Genomic DNA, 1683 nt, shown 5'->3' on the forward strand with positions numbered 1-1683 from the left:
CCCCACCCCCCCCCACCCTATCGATTCCCCCCAACCCTGCTGACTCCACCCCTGCGGCTGACCTGACTCTAAAGGGGGCTTTGACGGCTGAAGAATTGGTGGTGCCCCAATCCCCCTTGCAGGTGCGCATTGAGCGCAGGGAGGGCTTGTCTTTGGAAGAAGCTCTGGAGATCGCCGTTGCCCAGAACCCGGCTGTGCAGCAGGCCAGACTGACTGTCGAGCGGGCCGAGGCCGGGGTAGCTCTAGCTCAAGCTGCCTTTGCTCCCACCCTCTCCAGCCGTGCCAACTACCAGTACAGTGAGGCTCCCTCTCCTGGTGGTGGGCCAAGGCGCGAATCCCACACCCTCTCGGCCAGTGTGGTGCGGGTGGAGTATACCGCCTTTGACAGTGGCCTTAGGGAGCAAAACCTGAAGCTGGCCCAAGAAGCGCTGCGCATCGCCCAACTGCAGCTGGAGCAAACGCTGCAGACGGTCAAACAAGCTGTGGCCAATGCCTACTACGATCTGCAAAGCGCAGATGCCAGGGTCGCCATCAGCCAAGCTGCCGTCGAAAGTTCCGAAGCCACCCTGCGGGATGCTCAAGCCCGAGAACGGGCCGGGCTGGGTACCCGCTTTGAGATTCTCCAGGCAGAGACGGAATTGGCCAACAATCGACAAACCTTGCTGGCGGCTCAAAACACCCAACAACTGAATCGCCGCCGCCTGGCCGAACTGCTGAATTTCCCCAGCCCCACCGACGTGTTGGCCAGCGACCGCATTGAGCCGATGGGGGAGTGGGATCTCAGCCTGGAAGAGACCATCATTGCTGCCTTTGCCCAACGACAGGAATTGGAGCGCCGGCGCCGAGAATTGGAGCAGGCCCAAAGCCGCCTGCGCCTGGCACAAGCCCGCAATGGCCCCCGAATTGGCTTGTTCGCCAGCCTCGATGCCGTTAACGATTTCAACGCCAGCCGCAACAGTTTTGATGTTGGCTATTCGGTGGGAGCCAATTTCAGCTTGACTTGGTTCGATGGAGGAGAAGCCGCTGCCCAAGCCCGCCAAGCCCAGATCGATGGACAGGTGGCCGTGAGCAACTTCGTCGGCACCCGCAATGAAATCCAGCGGGGGGTGGAAGAAGCCTTCCTGACCCTCAGCTCCAGCCGCGAACAGATCGACTCGGCCAAAGTGGCAATTGCCTCAGCAGAAGAGAGCCTGCGCTTGGCCCGGCTGCGCCTGCAAGCGGGGGTGGGCACCCAAACGGAGGTGATCAATGCTGAAGCTGCCCTCACCACTGCCCGTGGCAACCTTTCCAATGCTGTAATCGCCTACAATCGCGCCCTGGTACAACTGAAACGGGCCATTGGCAGCCTTTGACTTGAGCCTTTCTCCCTCACTCCCAGCCCTTCTTCCAAAAGGAGAGGGGTGCTATGGATACCGCGACGAAACAGTTCTATTCCAACTTGAGCTGTTGTGACATACTCCCGCACTCATGCTGATGCAAAGCGCTCCGCGCCGCTAGCGCGAAAAGGACGTTTCCTGCGCTTGAGGACTACGTCCCGCTGACGCGAAAAGAACGGGATGCCCCACCGCCCTGTACTTGATGTTGATGGCCGCATGGTGGTCGCGCTCTAGTTCTAGCCCACAATGGGAACAAGAATGCCACCTGTCTTGAATCGCTTTCGGTACTCTTTGACCGCACCGAGAG

General features: G+C 60.1%; 2 protein-coding genes. One reads left to right on the forward strand and one right to left on the reverse strand.

Going from position 1 to position 1683, the window contains the following annotated elements:
- The coding region (locus NW834_RS13625) for a TolC family protein (protein WP_414426356.1) at nucleotides 1–1352 on the forward strand (1352 nt) is incomplete at its 5' end.
- 141 nt (nucleotides 1353–1493) lie between these two features.
- Here the strand turns inward: NW834_RS13625 and NW834_RS13630 are convergent.
- Nucleotides 1494–1652, reverse strand: a complete 159-nt coding sequence (locus tag NW834_RS13630; RefSeq protein ID WP_414426357.1) for a hypothetical protein — start codon at nucleotides 1650–1652, stop codon at nucleotides 1494–1496.
- Between the last annotated feature and the right edge of the window lie 31 nt (nucleotides 1653–1683).

Origin of the sequence: Synechococcus sp. R60.1, assembly GCF_047461835.1 — a bacterium.
Taxonomy (GTDB): Bacteria; Cyanobacteriota; Cyanobacteriia; order Thermostichales; family Thermostichaceae; genus Thermostichus.